Below are 16,461 nucleotides of genomic sequence, written 5' to 3' on the forward strand. Positions count from 1 at the left end.
GGCTGTTGCCATCAGTGGACGCGCTCTTCGCTGAGGGTGTCCGGCATCCACCGATCGAAAGGCCCCGCACCGTGTCCGTCCCGCTGAATATCCTCGACCTCGTCTCCATCCGCGACGGATCCACCGCTCGTGAGGCGATCACGGAATCGATGACCTCGGCGAGACTGGCCGACGAACTCGGATACACAAGGCTGTGGTTCGCCGAACACCACAACACGATGGGGCTGGCCGCCAGCGCCACGGCCCTGCTCATCTCTCAGGCCGCCTCGGTGACGGAGAAGATTCGGGTCGGATCCGGCGGCGTGATGCTGCCCAACCATTCCCCGCTCATGGTCGCCGAGCAGTACGGAACGCTCGCGAACATCCACGGTGACCGCATCGACCTAGGCCTCGGCCGGGCGCCCGGCACGGACGGAATGACCGCGCAGGCGCTCGCCAGATCCTCGGCAGAACCGCAGGACTTCGCGCAGAACATCTACGACATGCAGGGATGGTTCTCCGATACCGGGCAGGCCCACACCGCGCCGATCAAGTCCGCCGTCTCGGCGGGGATGAACGTGCCGATCTGGGTGCTCGGATCGACGATGAACGGTGCCTCGATCGCCGGTCAGCTCGGTCTGCCGTTCTCGCTGGCCTCGCACTTCGCGCCCGACCAGATCGACATTGCGATCAAGACCTACCGCGATTCCTTCACCACCGAGGCTCCGACCGCGCAGATCGACGAACCCTATGTCATGGCCGGAATCAACGTCATGGTCGCCGACACCGACGCCGAGGCGGCTCGCCAGTTCACCTCCGTCCAGCAGATGTTCGCCGACATGCGCAGCGGGCGCCGCCGGTCGCTGCAGCCCCCGGTCGACCCGGCCGAGATCGCTGCACAGGGCGGGACCAGCCCGATGCTGGCGATCAGTGCCGTCGGCTCCCCGGACACGGCGACCGCGCAGATGGCCGAGTTCGTCCGGCGCACCGGCGCCGATGAGCTCATCACCGTCACCTACGCCTTTGACCCTGAGGTGCAGCGCCAGTCTCTGCGGCTGCTCGCCGACGCCTGGTTCTGAAGGGCGAGGGCCGGCGGGTGGAGAAGCCGCAATAGACGCCCCAGCTGGTGGCGTGACCCCTACGCTCCGTTCGCCGTCTGTGCGCGACCGCCGCTGTGTCACACTCCCGTCTGGTCTGCGAGCTGATCGGCGATGCTGCGGGGCTCTCGCCCGAGGAGGCGCTGAAGTGCGGGGTCGGGATGTGCGAAGTGCCCTGTGCGTGTGGCTTGAAACATCGAGAGAGTGAATCGTGCGACAGTCTCCGGCATTCCGCGAGCAGTCTCGGCTGCGACCCATTCCTCATCATCGACGACGATGCGTTCGATGCGACGACCGACGAGTTCGGATGCCTGCGCGGCGAAGTCGTCGAGCGTGACCGGTGCCGGCAGAGTGAGATCGAGGGGGCCGTGGGCCGCGGCCTCGTCGATGAGGATCGCAGCGGCCGCCTCGCCGGCATCCCGTCGGTCGACCCACGAGAAGGGTCCATCGCCGGGCATGGCGATCGTGCCGGTTGTCCACCAGGGGCCGAGCAGCTGCCCGAGGTCTCCGTAGAAGCCATTGCGCAGGGCCGTCCACGCCACCCCCGAGTCGGCAAGATGCTGTTCGGTGGCAGCATGAATCGCCAGAGGCGGGTAAGGAGAGTCGAATGCGGAGCCCTGAGCGCTGGTGTAGAGGATCCGAGAGGCGCCGGCCTCGACCGCCGCGTCGATCGCATTGCGGTGCTGCGTGACGACGTCGGCTTTGACATCGCTGGAGGAGACGAGGAGAACCTGATCGGCCCCCTCGAACGAATCACGCAGCGCCTTCCTGTCGTCATAGCTTCCACGTCTCACTCTGACTCCGCGATCGGACAGGTGTTGTGCGCGCTCCGGGTTACGGACGCTGACACCGATGTCTCCGGGCGGGAGTCTGCGAAGAAGGTGTTCGACGGTGTGTCCGTTGAGGATCCCGGTGGCTCCGGTGACGACGATCATCATGAAGTTCCTTCGTGGATGTGGGGCTTTCGGCAGTTGCAGTGAGGATGCTTCCCAATAAACTGACCATGTGGGTCAATTTATCGATGAGCCTCATTCTGGAGTAAACTGACCGGGGTAGTCAACTTATGTGAAGGGAGTGACAGTGAGCGTGCCAGGGCGCGGTGCTGAGTCGTCGTTGCGCACCGACGCACGTCGCAATCTCGAGCGGATCCGCGCCTCGGCGATCGAGCTCTTCCGCGCCGAAGGGTTCGCGGTGCCGCTGGAGACCATCGCGGCGGCTGCGAAGGTGAGCAAGGCGACGATCTTCAACAGATTCGGCGGGAGGGTCGGGCTGATCGACGCCGTCATCGACGACGTCGCGGCGATGGAGTTCAAGGCGGTCATCGAAGAGTCGCGGGCGATCGACGGAATCCGCGACAGGATCCGGTTCTACGTCACAGCCATCAGAGACCTCCAATACCGATTGCCGGCGGTCAACGACGTCCTGCTCCAGGCCTACCCCGACTCGGAGCCGCTGATGGATCTCTGTCGAGTGGGCGGTGAATTCCACGGTGAGCTGGTCGAGGCAGGGCGTGTCGAGAATGTGCTGTCCGACGAGTTCACTCCAGACGATTTTCAGATGATCACCGTGGATAACTCACTTGCCCTCAAATTCGGCCGACGGCCGCTCGCCGCGGACTATGAGCGGCGCACCCGGTTCATCCTCGACGGGATCTGTCCGCCCGCACGGCGCACCCCTGTTGAGTAGTCGACTATTGGGTGGCCGACCCCGAAAGGGCGTGGGAATCGTCCGCTGCATCGGCTGGCCCTTGGATCGGGGGCGGTTAGGGCTGGCCCACGGTCTGACCTGAGCCCTCAACCAGTCGGAACGCTGTTTTCAGGTGGTGACGACCGTCGTTGCGGTCGTCGCGACGAGTACTGCGGCCATGGTCGCGGCGACGGCGGAGGTGACTGATTCGACGGTCGCGGACACCGCCGCAGAGCCGCAGTTCGAGCTCTGGATCTCCGCCGCCCGCTTCTTGATGTCCTTGCTCCACGGCAGCGGTGGTCTGAGGCAGTTGAGCACACCTGCCGCCGAGAGCAGAGCAATGATCGCACCTGTGCGCTCGTCCGGATCGGCCCGCCCCTCGAGGGCGTCGGTGATGTTCGAACGCAGCGCCGCCTCGGGGCGGGGATCCTTCTCCGGCCACTGCGTGGTCGTGAACACCCACAGTGATCTCGTCGTCTCGCGTGCGAGGATCCCACGGTCGACGAGGCGGTCGAGCACCACCTCGTCGATCTTCGGGAATTCGTTCTCGACGAACGTCGAAACCTTCTGTTCCGCGTTCCCGAGAGCGGTAAACGCGTCAGCCAACAGCCGGTCTGTCGGTTCGTTGTATCCGACTGCGGAGCGGGAGGCCGCACGCACAAAGGTCGTCTTCTTCTCTTCACGAACCTCGACGAGATCGCGCATCGCGAGTTCGACGAGAAGCGCACCAGTCAGCGCGTACCGGGCGTTCGTGAGCGCGGAGCCTGTCTTGCCGTCGTCGGGGAGCATGAGGAGCATGACCTCCTCGGCGATGAGGAGATCGTCGTTCGTGGGGGAAGTTGTCGGCATGTCGGCCTCGCGATTCGTCGGGATCTGTCGGTGAGGTCTGTTCGTGGGACTCGGCAGTGTTCACGTCACGACGAGCGCGAAGAGATGCGAGCGGACACGATGATGACGATTCCCAACGCCAGCAATCCAGCGCTGATCAGCAGTGTGGTGGTGACGTTCGAGCCGGTGACCGGAAGGTCGTCGCCGGGACCGCCCGGGGGTGTCGGGCCTGCTGTTGGCGGGCCTTCTGTCGGCGGATCTGAGGGTGGGTTCGACGGGGGACCTGTCGTGGTCGGAGGTGCTGGTGCCTCCGAGGAAGTCGGTGGGTCCGTTGGTGGGCCCGTCGTCGGGGGATCGGTCGGAGGCTCAGACGTCGTCGGTGGGTCCGTCGGCGGCTCGGATGTCGTCGGTGGGTCCGTTGGTGGGCCCGTCGTCGGGGGATCGGTCGGAGGCTCAGATGTCGTCGGGGGGGTCCGTCGGCGGCTCAGACGTTGTCGGAGGATCAGTGGGCGGTTCCGACGTTGTCGGTGGATCGGTCGTCGGTGGGTCTGTCGTCGGTGGATCGGTCGTCGGAGGGTCCGTGGTCGGTGGGTCGGTCGGCGGTTCCTCGCAGGTCGGCAGGGATCCCGTGAAGGGATAGCTGTGGATTTCGCCGCCCTGTCCGCCGGAATCGTCGGAGGTCTGGACCAGGGTGCCGACGGTGAAGAGGCGTCCGTTGAATCCTGCCGTCGCCATAGTCGTCGTGTTCGACGGTGAGCCGGCCAGCAGACTTCCCTGGAACTGCGCGGGTCCGTGCATGGCGAAGCTGTCGGCGTTCGGGACGTTCCACAGCAGACGGTCGCGGATCTGGTTCCACGGGTCCTGATCGCTCAGGTCACCGCTGTAGGTGTTCACCGACACGTCGTCGCCGGTGAGGTTGATGAGGACGGTCGCATCCGCCGGAATTCCTGTGAAGGAGAACCCGACCGAACCTCCGCTCGGCGACTGCAGGGACGCATCGGTCTCGAAGATCTGCAGATCGGCCTCGCCGTCGCCGCTGAACGTCACCATCGAATCAGTGACGTCGACCGTTCCATTCGGTTCCACCGTCGCCAGGCACGTGCTCCGATTCGTCAGGACATCATCGGCGTTGCCATAGTCGTCGACGGCTCCGGTGTCGACGACGACCTCATCCCGAGCGGTACCGCCGCCGGTCTGCGATCCGGCGATGCGGATCACACCGGCATCGGCGGCGAGCGTGTTCGAGGCTTCGACGTCCAGATCCCCACCCACAGTGAGGTAGTCGCTGCCTTCGGGAGGAGACACACGCGATCCGACTCCGGCCAGACCGACATTGAAGATCCCCGCCGGGTCCTTGTCCAGGCTGAAACCTCCGGGGGTGACGACTCTGCCTTCCATCTCGGCGGCGGCACCGGAGATGCTGATGCCCTGACCTGCATAGACGTTGACAGCCTCATCGCGGTAGCCCTCATCGACATTGTTGCCGGGAGGAGGGAACGTGCCCGGACATCGTGATCCTTCGCAGGGTCCCGGTCCGAAATCGTCATCGACCGCCGAAGCGGGAGTCAGCCCGAATGCGACGGTTCCCGCGCCGAGGGCCACGACATCCGCGCTTGCCAACACCGTGGTCCTCAATCTCGTCATACCGTCAGCCTAAGGCAGTTGGTCCGGCGAAGATAGAGCACTGCGGGTCGTCGGCGTCCGGGTCGACCGCTCATTCCACCACACGGACGAACTGCGAGAGGCCGGTGTCCTCGGAGGCGAGTGACCGCGCGGTGGCGAGGATCGTCGACTCCATCGCCGAGGCTGCCCTGGTCGCCCGCACGTCCGCGCGGGTGGCGAGGCTGACGGTGCGCGACAGGTGAGGGTCCACCAGCGGCACCGACGACAGCCTGGGGCGGTCGACGAGCACCATCGCGGGCACGACGGCGATGCCCAGCCCGCGCTCGACGAAGCGCAGCACGGCATCCATCTCCGCGCCCTCGACGACGACGATCGGACTCAGTCCCGCTGATTCGAAGGCCGCCTCGGTGGCTTCCCGGAGGTCGTATCCGTGATGGAACAGGACCTGGGGAAGGTCGGCCACCTCGGCGAGGGTGATGTGATCCCTGCCCTTGAGCAGGTCGGAATCGGCGGCGGCGATGACCACGAGATCCTCGGCGAGGACCCCCTGCATACGCAGCCGAGGCATCTGCGCACTCGGCTCGAAGGTGCGGGTGATGAGTGCGAGATCGAGTCCGCCCGCGGCCAGCGCCTCGACGAGCTCGCGTGAGCCCTTCTCCATGAGTTCGAGCTCGACGCCGGGGTGCTCGCGGTGGAAGCTGCTGATCGCCTCGGCGACGAGGCTCACGCACAGCGTCGGAGTCGCCCCCAGCCGGACCCGTCCGCGTCGCAGCCCGGCGAGCTCATCCATGTCACGGCGGACCGCCTCGGCGTCGGCGAGCATTCGCTTGGCCGTCGGCAGCAGTGTCTTCCCCGCGTCGGTGAGCGTGATGTGCCCGTGGGCACGGTGGAAGAGCTCGGCGCCGAGCTCCTTCTCCAACGTCGAGATCTGCCGGCTCAGGGACGGCTGCGCAAGGTGGAGGCTGGCTGCGGCCCTCGTGAAATGGCCGGTGTCGGCCACCTCGATGAAGCTGGTCAGTTGGTCGAGGTTCATGGCTGTTCCCGGTGCGCGCTCATGGCAATAGCTTATCGCTATCGACTCAACTCAAACAATGCATTGGACGTATGGAGAAGGCAAACCTAACGTGGAATCCATGAACACCACACAGGGCGGAACCCGCCGGAAAGAACACTCAATCTCCACCTCGGTGCTCGTCATCGGCATCGGAGGATCGGGGCTGCGCGCCGCGATCGAAGTCGCCGAGGCCGGCACCGACGTCCTCGCCGTGGGCAAACGGCCGAAGGAGGACGCGCACACCTCGCTCGCGGCCGGCGGCATCAACGCGGCCCTGGCCACCGTCGACCCCGAGGACACGTGGCAGCAGCATGCGGCCGACACGATCAAGGAATCCTATGACCTCGCCAACCCCCGCACCGTCGAAATCGTCACTCAGGGAGCAGCCGAAGGCATCGCCGACCTGGAGCGATATGGAATGGACTTCGCGAAGGAGGACGACGGTCGGATCTCACAGCGCTTCTTCGGTGCCCACACCTGGCGTCGCACCGCTTTCGCCGGCGACTACACCGGGCTCGAGATCCAGCGCACCCTCATTCATCGTGCCGAAGCCCTGAACATCCCCATCCTCGACCGCGTCTACATCACGAAGCTGCTCGTCGCCGACGGTCGCATCTTCGGCGCCTTCGGCTTCGACGTCATCGACGGCACCGGCTACCGCATCCACGCCGACGCCGTCATCCTCGCCGCCGGCGGACACAACCGGATCTGGCGACGCACCTCCTCACGCCGGGACGAGAACACCGGCGACTCCTTCCGCCTGGCCGTCGAGGCCGGCGCCCGACTGCGCGACGCCGAGCTCGTCCAGTTCCACCCCTCGGGCATCATCGAACCCGAGAACGCCGCCGGCACCCTGGTCTCCGAGGCGGCCCGCGGCGAGGGCGGGATCCTGCGCAACGGTCTCGGCGAGCGGTTCATGGAACGCTACGACCCGCAGCGCATGGAACTGTCCACCCGCGACCGGGTGGCCCTGGCCGCCTACACCGAGATCGCCGAGGGCCGTGGAACGGAGAACGGCGGCGTCTGGCTCGACGTGTCCCACCTGCCCCGGGAGACGATCATGAGCCGGCTGCCACGCGTGTTCCAGACGCTCATGGAGACCCAGATGCTCGACATCACGCGCTCGCCGATCGAGATCGCCCCGACCGCGCACTACTCGATGGGCGGAGTCTGGGTCGACCCGGTCGACCACAGCACCGACGTCGAGGGACTCTGGGCCATCGGCGAGGCCTCGTCCGGGCTGCACGGGGCGAACAGGCTCGGCGGGAATTCGCTCATCGAACTCCTCGTCTTCGGTCGCATCGTCGGCCGGTCGGCGGTTGCGTACTCCGATGGGCTCGAGGCGCAGGTGCGGAGTCGGGATGCCGTCGCCGAGGCGCGTGCCGAGATCGACGATCTGCTGTCCTCCGATGGCACGGAGAACGTCCGGGCCCTGCAGCGCGAGGTCCGCAACCTCATGACCGAGCACGCCGGAGTCGTCCGCGACGAGGCCGGGCTGCAGGCGGGGCTGGAGAAGCTTGCGGGGATCGAGGCGCGACTCGGACTCGTCGGGATCCATCCCGACATCGCCGGATTCTCCGACCTCGCGCATGCCTTCGACCTCAAGTCCTCGGTGCTCGCGGCGCGGGCGACCATCGAATGCGCGTTGGAGCGCCGTGAGACCCGCGGCTGCCACAACCGCAGCGACTACCCGGAGATCGATCCGGCGCTGCAGGTCAACCTCGTATGGTCGCCGAGCATCGGGGTGGTCCGCGAGTCGATTCCGCCGGTCGACCCCGAGGTCGAGGCACTCATGCACACCGGCGAGATCAGCCAGGAGGGCAAACTCGTCGAATAGACCTCCCCCTATTACTACCTGACGGCGGCCCAGCAACCTCGCGCGAGGTTGCTGGGCCGCCGTCAGGTAGTAATAGGGGTGTTGGGGTTGTGTTGGGAGGTGTGAAGATCGCGTTAAGATCGCCCGCGGACCGGCCCGCGTGGCGGTGAGATGGACGCATGTCATTCACTACATCGCCGAGGTGGCCGACCGGCCGCCCGCGCCCGGAGCTCCGTACGGGGCGGGCCCGTCCTGCGTGCACCGAGTTCTCTTCCTATCGGGAGGGCCGGTCATGAGCTGGTTCACCGGGATCACGCAGATCCTCCTCGTCCTCGCACTCCTTGCCGCCGCGCACGTTCCGCTCGGCAATTACATGGCCCGCGTGTTCCTCTCAGAGAAGGACACCCGCGCCGAGGCCCTCCTCTACCGCCTCACGGGCGTCGACCCGTCCTCGCAGCAGCGGTGGCGGACCTACTTCCTCTCGGTCCTCGGGTTCACAGCCGTCTCGCTCGTCGTCCTCTTCGGCCTGCTTCGCCTCCAGCACGTTCTGCCGCTGTCGAACGGGAAGGCGGGCGTGCCGGTCGACCAGGCGATCAACACCGCGGTCTCGTTCGTCACGAACACGAACTGGCAGTCCTATTCCGGTGAGACGACGATGGGCTTCCTCGCCCAGATGGCCGGACTCGCCGTCCAGAACTTCGTCTCAGCGGCCGTCGGCATCGCCGTGGCCGTCGCCCTCATCCGCGGGCTCATGCGCTCGAACTCCCTGTTCATCGGCAACTTCTGGGTCGACCTCACCCGCTCGACCCTGCGCATCCTGCTGCCGATCTCGGTGCTCTTCGCAATCATCTACATGGGTCTGGGCGTCATCGACAACCTCACCCCTGACCAGGTCGTCCACACCGTCACCGGAGGTGTGCAGACCATCCCCGGTGGGCCCGATGCCAGCCAGGAGGTCATCAAACACCTCGGCACGAACGGCGGCGGCTTCTTCAACGCGAACTCGGCCCACCCGCTCTCGGCCCCGAGCGCACTGGTCAACCTCGCGAACATCTTCCTCATCCTCCTCATCCCCTCGGCACTGCCGCGCACCTTCGGCATCATGGTCGGAAGTCGCAGACAAGGATGGGCGATCCTCGCGGCCATGGCCACCTTCTTCGTCCTCTCCTTGGCCGCCGTCATCGCCCTCGAAACGACGACAACCAGCCCGGCGTCCCAGGCAGCAGGGGCCGCGATGGAAGGACGCGAGACCCGGTTCGGCATCATCCCCTCGGCGTTCTTCGCCGTGGCCACGACGTTGACCTCGACGGGCGCAATCGACTCGGCCCACTCGAGCTACTCGGGACTCGGGGGAGCGGTGCTCATGATCAACATGATGATCGGCGAGATCGCCCCCGGCGGCGTCGGCTCCGGCCTCTATGGCATGCTCATCGTCGCGATCATCGCCGTCTTCGTCTGCGGACTCATGGTCGGCCGCACGCCCGAATTCCTCGGCAAACGCATCGGCCGGACCGAGATCACCCTGGCCAGCACCTTCATCCTCGTCTCCCCGGCGCTCGCCCTGATCGGCACCGCGGTGGCCACGCTGTGGCCGGGCACGCTCGACTCGGTCCTCAATACCACCTCGGCGATCCAATCCGCCGGCCACGCAACCGCCCAATCCGCCCAAACCGCAGCCCAAGCCACCCAACTCAACCCGCACGCACTGTCCGAGATCCTCTACGCCTTCACCTCGGCGGCGAATAACAACGGATCCGCGTTCGCGGGCCTGAACGCGAACACCCCGTTCTTCAACATCGCCCTGGCGATCGCGATGCTGCTCGGCCGCCTCGTGCCGATCGGCGCCGTGCTCGCGCTCGCCGGAGAGTTGGCGAAACAGACTCCCGCCGAGGCGAGCCCGGGCACCCTGCCCACCCACCGACCCCTGTTCGTCGGGGTCGTCGTCGGCATCGGCTTCGTCATCAGCGCCCTCACCTTCCTCCCGGTGCTCGCACTGGGACCGATCAACGAAGGACTCATGTGAGATGAGAACCATCACCGCTCCCGCACTCCTCCAGGCGAGCCTGCTCGGGCTGAAGAAGCTCGACCCGCGCACCGCCTGGCGCAACCCCGTGATGTTCCTCGTCGAGATCGGCGCGACCATCACCCTCATCCTCGCGATCGCCGACCCCACACGTTTCACCTGGGCGATCAGCATCTGGCTGTGGCTGACCGTCGTCTTCGCCAACACCGCCGAAGCGCTCGCCGAGGGCCGCGGCAAAGCCCAGGCCGACTCCCTGCGGGCCAGCCGGGTCAGCGTCGACGCAACCCGCGTCCTGCCGGAAGGTGAGACCGAAACCGTGCCCGCCTCCCAGCTGCAAGCCGGGGACCGAGTGCTCGTCACCGCAGGTGAGACGATCCCCGGCGACGGCGACGTCATCGAGGGTGCGGCCACCGTCGACGAATCCGCCATCACCGGCGAATCCGCGCCCGTCATCCGTGAGGCCGGCGGCGACCGCTGCGCCGTCACCGGCGGGACGAAGGTGCTCTCCGACTCGATCACCGTGACCGTGACTGCAAGTCCCGGCGAGAGCTTCCTCGACCGGATGATCACGATGGTCGAAGGCGCGAACCGGCAGAAGACCCCCAACGAGGTGGCCCTCGGCGTCTTCCTCTCCGTGCTCACCCTCATCTTCATCCTCGTCGTGGTCAGCCTCGCCCCGATCGCCGCATTCTCCGGCGCCCCGCAGTCGCTGACCGTGCTCATCGCCCTCCTCGTCTGCCTCATCCCGACGACGATCGGCGCTCTGCTCTCCGCGATCGGCATCGCCGGCATGGACCGGCTCGTCGCTGCGAACGTGCTCGCGAAGTCCGGCCGTGCCGTCGAGGCCGCCGGTGACGTGTCGACGCTGCTGCTCGACAAGACCGGCACGATCACGATGGGCGACCGGCAGGCCACCGACTTCGTTCCCCTGGGATCGACGACGCCGGAGCAGATCGCCGAGGCGGCCCGGCTGTCCTCGTTGGCCGATGACACCCCCGAGGGTCGGTCCGTCGTCACCCTCGCCGAGGCGGAGTTCCGCATCGACGCTGCCGGCCTCGAGGCCTACCCCGAGGCGGAGTTCATCCCGTTCTCGGCGACGACCCGGCTGTCGGGGATCGTCCTGCCCGCTGGTCAGGAGGTCACTGGGCAGGAAGAGGTGACGTCCCCCGCCGAGGTGAGCGCACATCAATCCGCGGGTGAGCGATCGACCGTCGCCGAGGTGGCCGAACGTGCCGATGCGAGTGCGTCGTCATCCGCCGCGGTGGGGTCGTCAGTCGGAGTGGCGACGCTGCGTCGGACCGTCGTCAAGGGCGCGGCGAAGGAGGTCATCGCCTGGGCCCGTGACCGCGGTGCCGAGATCCCCGAGGCCGCCACTGCCGAGGTCGAACGCATCAACACAGGGGGAGGCACGGCCCTTCTCGTCGCAGAGGCGAACGATGACCCGGCCACGGAATCAGACGGGGTGATCGCGGACCGCGCGGCCGCCTCGGCGAAGGAATCAGATGTCACCGCCCGCGTGCTCGGGGTCATCGACCTGCGCGACATCGTCAAACCGGGTATGGCCGAACGCTTCGCGACGCTGCGCGAGATGGGGATCCGGACGGTGATGATCACCGGCGACAACGAGCTCACGGCCCGCGCGATCGCGCGGGAAGCCGGGGTTGACGACTTCCTCTCCGAGGCCACGCCCGAGGACAAGCTCGCCCTCATCAAGACCGAGCAGGCCGGCGGCCGGATGGTCGCGATGACCGGGGACGGCACGAACGACGCACCCGCGCTGGCGCAGGCCGACGTCGGGGTCGCGATGAACACGGGTACGACCGCAGCGAAGGAGGCCGGCAACCTCGTCGACCTCGATTCGGATCCGACGAAGCTCATCGACATCGTCGCGATCGGCAAGCAGCTGCTCATCACGCGCGGGGCGCTGACGACGTTCTCGATCGCTAACGATGTCGCGAAGTACTTCGCAATCATTCCGGCGATGTTCCTGCTCGCCTTCCCGGGACTCGGGGCGCTCAACATCATGGGTCTGCACAGCCCCGCCTCGGCGATCCTGTCCGCGGTGATCTTCAACGCCCTCATCATCGTCGCCCTCATCCCGGTCGCGCTGCGCGGCGTGCGATTCCGGGCGCGGACGGCCTCCGCGCTGCTGCGGATGAACCTGCTCATCTTCGGCCTCGGCGGGCTCATCGTCCCGTTCATCGGCATCAAACTCATCGACCTCGTCATCGCGCCACTGCTCTGAGCTGCCTGCTGCGAGTGGTGCTCAACTCTGGCCTGCCCGCCTGACCTCGTCGTTCACCCTGACTAGTCTGAAAGGACACCCATCATGTTCCCCATCTTCGGCCGCCAGATCCTCACCGGGGCACGGATGCTTCTCGTGCTCACGCTCGTCCTCGGCCTCGCCTACCCGTTGGCGATGGTTGCGATCGGCCGCCTCATGCCCGCCCAAGACGCGTCGATCCGCAACAGCGCCGGCGAGGTCGTCGGCAATGCCCATCTCGCTCAGCCCGTGAGCGGCGACGAATGGTTCTTCCCCCGGCCCTCGGCTGGTGACTATGACGGACTCGCCTCCGGCGCGTCGAACCTCGCGGCGAACAGTCCCGAACTCCTCAAACAGATCGCCGATCGTCGTTCCCAGATCGCTGAGCGAGAGCACGTCGACCCGGCGAGCATTCCTGCGGATGCGCTGAGCGCGTCCGCGTCCGGTCTCGATCCGGACATCAGCCCTGAGTATGCTCGACTCCAGATCCCTCGCGTCGCGCGGGAGACGGGACTGAGCAGGAAGGACGTGACCGCGATGGTTCAATCGAACACGCAGAACCCACTGCTCGGCTTCATCGGTGAGCCTCAGGTCAACGTCGTCACCCTCAACAACGACCTCGCGAACAGCGGGCGCTGATGGACTCACCTCGGCGAGGCACGCTCACGGTCTTCCTCGGCTATGCACCCGGGGTCGGCAAGACCGTCGCGATGCTCGAGGCTGCGGCCACCGCTGCAGACAACGGACGTGACGTCGTCATCGGCATCGTCGAGGACCACGGACGTGCCTTCACCCGGTCCCTGGCCGAAGGATTCGAAACGATCGCCCGCCGCCCGGTCGACTACCGCGGTCGGACGTTTGACGAACTCGACACCGAGGCGGTGCTCACCCGCGCGCCCGAGCTCGTCATCATCGACGAGCTTGCCCATACGAATGTGCCGAGCGATGATTCGGTCGGTGGCGACGGCACGGAGACCCACCTCGGCGGCGGAACCACGCCCTCCCCACCCCGCACCAAACGGTGGGAGGACGTCGAGGCGATCCTCGCCGCCGGCATCGATGTGTTCACGACGGTGAACATCCAGCATCTCGAATCCCTCGGCGATGTTGTCGGTGCGATCATCGGCCGCAACCAGGCCGAACGCGTGCCCGACCCGTTCCTCCGCGCCGCTGACGAGGTCGAACTCATCGACATCAGCCCCGCCGCCCTGCGCACCCGACTGATCGACGGGCGGATCTACGCCGCGGAGAAGGTCGACGCCGCAATGTCGAACTACTTCCGGCTCGGCAACCTCATCGCTCTGCGCGAACTCGCCCTGCTGTGGCTGGCCGACCGGGTCGACGAAGGCCTCGAGAAATACCGCGACGAGAAGGGCATCCGCGCCACCTGGGCCGCCCGTGACCGGATCCTTGTCGCCGTCACCGGTGGCCCGGAATCGACGACCCTCATCCGCCGCGGACTGCGCATCGCCGGCCGAGTCGCCGGACGCGAACTCCACGTCGTCCACGTCATCGAACCCGACGGCACCCGGCGCTCCGGTGCCCCGCACCTGCTGTCGGCCCGCGAACTCGCCGAGGCGAACCACGCCGTGTGGCATACCGTCGTCGGTGATGATGTCGCCAAGGCCCTCATCGAGTTCGCCCGCACCCTCAACGCCTCGCAGATCGTCCTCGGAGTCTCGCGCACCCCGTGGTACCGGCGCATGTTCGGCCCCGGCGTGGCCAACCGCGTCATCAGCGCCGCCGCCGATATCGACGTGCACATGGTCACCCACGCCCAGGCCGCCCGGTTCTGGAAGATCGACCGGGAACGCACGCGGGAGAATCCGCTCTCACGCCTTCGCCGCATCCTCGGTTGGATCGTCGGTGCGCTCGCCCCGCTCCTGCTCACGGCCCTGTTCGTCGGGCTCGGCCCGGGGTCGACCTCGCTGAGCATGAACTTCCTCGCCTACATCACCGTCGTCGTGCTCGTCGCCCTCATCGGCGGGCTGTGGCCAGCGGTGATGACGGCCGTGTTCGGGGCCGGACTCATCAACTTCTTCTTCACCCACCCGGTGAATTCGCTGTCGGTGAGGCAGCTCGAGAACATCCTCGCGCTCGTCATCTTCGTCGCGGTCGCCGTAGCCGTGGCCACCGTCGTCGACCAGGCGGCCCGCCGCTCGAGGCAGGCCCAGGCCGCCGAACACGAGGCAGGTGTGCTCAGCGAACTCGCCGGATCGATGATCGCTGAGGGCGACAGCCCCGAGGCGATGGTCGCAGGCATCCGCACGAGCTTCGCCCTCGACGGGGTCACCCTCTTCGTTCACGGTGACCGCACGGGCGACGGGAACGTAGCGGCCGCCTCGGCGGGGGAGCCGATTGCATCACGGGCGGAGGCGAGCGAGGTCATCGACCTCGACGAGGACACCTCGCTGGCGTTGAAAGGTCGGCCGCTCAGCGCCGGAGAACAGCGGATCCTTGACGCGTACGCCGGCCGGCTGCTGCGGGTGCTCACGGAATCGGCGCTGCAGCGCAGCCGCACCGAGGCCAAGGAACTCTCGGCCGGCAACGCTGTGCGCACGGCTCTGCTCACCGCGGTCTCCCACGATCTGCGCACGCCGCTGGGCGCGATCACCACGGCGACGTCGACGCTGCTGCTCGACGAAATCGAGCTCTCGGACGACGACCAGCGGCTCATGCTCGAGACCATCGAGCACGGGGCCCAGCGTCTTGAGAAGCTCATCGACAACCTCCTCGACATGAGCAGGATCCAGTCCGGGGCGGTGACGATCTCGACGGCACCGGTGCTCGTGGCCGATGTCGTCGCCTCGGCGCTGGATGAACTCGACGGACAGTCGCAGGAGGCCGCGACCGAGGGCGACGGGGCCTCGGCGGGGATTGCGATCGATGGCGACGGCGGTCGCGGTTCGCAGCCGCCGATCACCGTCGACGTCGACCCCGAGACGTGGATCGACGTCGATGCGGGGCTCGTCGAACGCGTGCTCGTGAACATCATCGAGAACTCCGTGAAGTACGGCGCGGGCGCCCCGATCACGATCGATGCCTCCACCGGCACCGAGGCGGTCCACCTCCGCGTCGCCGACTCCGGCCCCGGTGTGGCCGAGGAGGCGCTCGAGTCCATCTTCACCCCGTTCACCAGGCTCGATGAGTCCAACACGAAAGGCCTCGGATTGGGGATGGCCGTCGCGCTGGGGCTGTGCCGGGCGATGGACATCGAGCTGAGCGCCGAGCCGACCCCCGGCGGCGGCTTCACCGCGGTGCTGACGATTCCGCGCCGAGGCGGGGGCGACGGAGTCCCGTCAACGCCGCGATCGGGCTCGACGGCACCGGTAGGGGCGGAACCGCAACCGCCGGCAGAATCGCAACCGCCGGCAGAACCTGTAACGACGAGGAAGGACGAGACGCAGTGAAGCACGTGCTCATCGTCGAAGACGACACCGACATCGCCCGCGCCGTGAGCGTGGGGCTGCGCGGCAAAGGCCACGAGGTGACGATAGCCGCCAGCGGCCGGCAGATGAATGAGGCACTCGCCGAGGCGACCGTCGACGTCATCCTCCTCGACCTCGGGCTGCCCGACGTCGACGGGATCGAACTCATCTCGCAGGTGCGCAAGTGGAGTCAGGTGCCTATCGTCGTCATCTCCGCCCGCCATGATGCGCACGGCAAGATCGCCGCCCTCGACGCTGGGGCAGATGACTACGTGACGAAGCCGTTCTCCCTCGGCGAGGTCCTTGCCCGCCTGCGCGCGATCGAACGGCGGTCCGGGGCGGCAGCCGATTCGAGTGTTGTGCGCACCGGCGATGGTCGGGTCGTCATCGACCTTGCCGCCCACGTCCTCACGGTCGAAGGCGCCGAGGTGCACCTCACGCCGATCGAATGGAACATGCTGGCCGTCTTCGCCAAGCACCGGGGTGCGCTCGTCGACGCGACGACCCTGCTCACCGAGGTGTGGGGTCCCGAGTATGCCGGGGAGCGCGGCTACCTGCGGGTCTACATGTCCCAGCTGCGGCAGAAGCTCGAGGCCGATCCCGCCCGCCCGCAGTACCTGCACACGCAGATGGGCATGGGCTACCGCTTCACTCCGTAATTGCT

12 protein-coding genes are annotated in these 16,461 nt (G+C 67.0%); 8 read left to right on the forward strand and 4 right to left on the reverse strand.

The features are described from left to right. Window positions 1-71: 71 nt before the first annotated feature. Window positions 72-1,058: an LLM class flavin-dependent oxidoreductase gene (locus tag GUY23_RS02735; RefSeq protein ID WP_166975500.1), complete on the forward strand. Its 987-nt coding sequence runs from the start codon at window positions 72-74 to the stop codon at window positions 1,056-1,058. 98 nt (window positions 1,059-1,156) lie between these two features. On the opposite strand, the gene GUY23_RS02740 is transcribed toward GUY23_RS02735, so the two are convergent. After that, window positions 1,157-2,014 carry an SDR family oxidoreductase gene (locus tag GUY23_RS02740; RefSeq protein WP_228282679.1) on the reverse strand — a complete coding sequence of 286 codons (858 nt, stop codon included), beginning with the start codon at window positions 2,012-2,014 and terminating at the stop codon, window positions 1,157-1,159. A gap of 142 nt (window positions 2,015-2,156) precedes the next feature. On the opposite strand from GUY23_RS02740, the gene GUY23_RS02745 reads away from it, so the two are divergent. Then, window positions 2,157-2,762: a TetR/AcrR family transcriptional regulator gene (locus GUY23_RS02745; RefSeq protein ID WP_228282680.1), complete on the forward strand. Its 606-nt coding sequence runs from the start codon at window positions 2,157-2,159 to the stop codon at window positions 2,760-2,762. Window positions 2,763-2,891: 129 nt separating this feature from the next. Here the strand turns inward: GUY23_RS02745 and GUY23_RS02750 are convergent, their stop codons facing one another. From GUY23_RS02750 to GUY23_RS02760, 3 genes are all read right to left on the reverse strand, one after another. Next, window positions 2,892-3,611, reverse strand: a complete 720-nt coding sequence (locus GUY23_RS02750) for a GOLPH3/VPS74 family protein (RefSeq protein WP_166969519.1) — start codon at window positions 3,609-3,611, stop codon at window positions 2,892-2,894. A 432-nt stretch (window positions 3,612-4,043) separates the two neighbouring features. Further along, window positions 4,044-5,234, reverse strand: coding sequence for a choice-of-anchor A family protein (locus GUY23_RS02755; RefSeq protein ID WP_166969521.1), 1,191 nt, complete (start codon window positions 5,232-5,234; stop codon window positions 4,044-4,046). Window positions 5,235-5,304: 70 nt separating this feature from the next. Beyond that, window positions 5,305-6,246, reverse strand: a complete 942-nt coding sequence (locus GUY23_RS02760) for a LysR family transcriptional regulator (protein ID WP_166969523.1) — start codon at window positions 6,244-6,246, stop codon at window positions 5,305-5,307. 100 nt (window positions 6,247-6,346) lie between these two features. On the opposite strand from GUY23_RS02760, the gene GUY23_RS02765 reads away from it, so the two are divergent. The 6 genes from GUY23_RS02765 (at window position 6,347) to GUY23_RS02790 (ending at window position 16,456) form a co-directional block, all read left to right on the forward strand. Further along, window positions 6,347-8,104: an FAD-binding protein gene (locus GUY23_RS02765; protein WP_166969525.1), complete on the forward strand. Its 1,758-nt coding sequence runs from the start codon at window positions 6,347-6,349 to the stop codon at window positions 8,102-8,104. A gap of 271 nt (window positions 8,105-8,375) precedes the next feature. Further along, window positions 8,376-10,106 carry a potassium-transporting ATPase subunit KdpA gene (kdpA, locus tag GUY23_RS02770; RefSeq protein WP_166969526.1) on the forward strand — a complete coding sequence of 577 codons (1,731 nt, stop codon included), beginning with the start codon at window positions 8,376-8,378 and terminating at the stop codon, window positions 10,104-10,106. A gap of 1 nt (window position 10,107) precedes the next feature. After that, on the forward strand, window positions 10,108-12,351 hold the full coding sequence (gene kdpB, locus GUY23_RS02775) for a potassium-transporting ATPase subunit KdpB (RefSeq protein ID WP_166969528.1): 2,244 nt from the start codon (window positions 10,108-10,110) through the stop codon (window positions 12,349-12,351). 84 nt (window positions 12,352-12,435) lie between these two features. Then, entirely contained in the window at window positions 12,436-13,008 is a 573-nt protein-coding gene (gene kdpC, locus GUY23_RS02780; RefSeq protein ID WP_166969530.1) for a K(+)-transporting ATPase subunit C, read from the forward strand. Then, complete coding sequence (locus GUY23_RS02785) at window positions 13,008-15,779, forward strand: DUF4118 domain-containing protein (RefSeq protein ID WP_166969532.1); 2,772 nt, start codon at window positions 13,008-13,010, stop codon at window positions 15,777-15,779. The genes kdpC and GUY23_RS02785 overlap by 1 nt, the downstream gene beginning before the upstream one ends. After that, window positions 15,776-16,456 (forward strand): response regulator, encoded by a 681-nt coding sequence (locus GUY23_RS02790; protein ID WP_166969534.1) that lies wholly within the window; start codon window positions 15,776-15,778, stop codon window positions 16,454-16,456. Before GUY23_RS02785 ends, GUY23_RS02790 begins: the two co-directional genes overlap by 4 nt. Window positions 16,457-16,461: the final 5 nt, after the last annotated feature.

It is taken from the genome of Brevibacterium atlanticum (assembly GCF_011617245.1).
In the GTDB taxonomy this organism is placed as follows: domain Bacteria; phylum Actinomycetota; class Actinomycetes; order Actinomycetales; family Brevibacteriaceae; genus Brevibacterium; species Brevibacterium atlanticum.

What these genes read in the sequence shown, in the direction of transcription:
- GUY23_RS02740 (WP_228282679.1), bottom strand. Translation starts at nt 2,014, where the DNA reads ATGATGATCGTCGTCACCGGAGCCACCGGGATCCTCAACGGACACACC.
- GUY23_RS02750 (WP_166969519.1), bottom strand. Translation starts at nt 3,611, where the DNA reads ATGCCGACAACTTCCCCCACGAACGACGATCTCCTCATCGCCGAGGAG.
- GUY23_RS02755 (WP_166969521.1), bottom strand. Translation starts at nt 5,234, where the DNA reads ATGACGAGATTGAGGACCACGGTGTTGGCAAGCGCGGATGTCGTGGCC.
- GUY23_RS02760 (WP_166969523.1), bottom strand. Translation starts at nt 6,246, where the DNA reads ATGAACCTCGACCAACTGACCAGCTTCATCGAGGTGGCCGACACCGGC.
- GUY23_RS02765 (WP_166969525.1), top strand. Translation starts at nt 6,347, where the DNA reads ATGAACACCACACAGGGCGGAACCCGCCGGAAAGAACACTCAATCTCC.
- kdpA (WP_166969526.1), top strand. Translation starts at nt 8,376, where the DNA reads ATGAGCTGGTTCACCGGGATCACGCAGATCCTCCTCGTCCTCGCACTC.
- kdpB (WP_166969528.1), top strand. Translation starts at nt 10,108, where the DNA reads ATGAGAACCATCACCGCTCCCGCACTCCTCCAGGCGAGCCTGCTCGGG.
- kdpC (WP_166969530.1), top strand. Translation starts at nt 12,436, where the DNA reads ATGTTCCCCATCTTCGGCCGCCAGATCCTCACCGGGGCACGGATGCTT.
- GUY23_RS02785 (WP_166969532.1), top strand. Translation starts at nt 13,008, where the DNA reads ATGGACTCACCTCGGCGAGGCACGCTCACGGTCTTCCTCGGCTATGCA.